Here is a 666-nt window from a genome sequence, read left to right as displayed (position 1 = left end):
ACGGTGCAGCTGTTTTTGTCGTCGTTGTCCCAGCCGCGGCGGCCCACCGCCTGCAGAATATCCATGGCCGCCTGCTCGTCCGCCACCACGCCGTCTGTGGCCTGCAGTTCCTGGTACAGGCGGTCGTAGCGGTCGGCGCCCTTCTTGTTTTCGGCGGGCACCCCATCATAATAGCCGGGCTGCAGCACGAAATTGGTCACCACCTGGTAATTGCTGGCGGCTTCCCGTTCGCCGATGGCGCTGTCCTGGTCGTTGTAGACCACTTTCAGGGTGCGCTGGCTGCCGTCGTTGTCGGTGGTGTCCACGGCGCTGTCGTTGGTCCATTCCAGAATGGCACTCTTGCCGGTGGCATCGGCCACCATGTAATGATAGGAGGTGTTGGCCGAGTCGTGCAGGTCATAGCTGGAAGCGATCTCCACCGCTTCCTCCACGCTGTCGGCGTAGTCCAGGATCAGCCGCAGCAGGGTGGTGGAGGTAAAGTCCGGCTTGTCGGTGTCCTGGCTGGTGGCCACGGTTTCCTCGCCGCCCTGGTAGGTCATGTAGATGCCGCAGCTGACGCCCGCGTCATTGATGCCGTCCAGCGGGGCGTAGGGGGCCGCCAGGCAGATGACCTTGTCCATCAGGCCGGTCATATCCTGGTCCACGTCAATGCCCAGGAACTGCAGG

Annotated in this window: 1 protein-coding gene; it reads right to left on the bottom strand. The window is 63.1% G+C overall.

The window, feature by feature from the left end; translation table 11 throughout:
• On the bottom strand, positions 1–666 hold a 666-nt coding region (locus H6B10_RS14945), incomplete at both ends, for a carcinine hydrolase/isopenicillin-N N-acyltransferase family protein (protein ID WP_204652303.1).

It is taken from the genome of Gemmiger formicilis, assembly GCF_016901605.1.
Taxonomy (GTDB): Bacteria; Bacillota; Clostridia; order Oscillospirales; family Ruminococcaceae; genus Gemmiger; species Gemmiger formicilis_B.
Note: the sequence above shows the minus strand (reverse complement) of the source record. Positions and strands in the feature narration are given on the sequence as shown.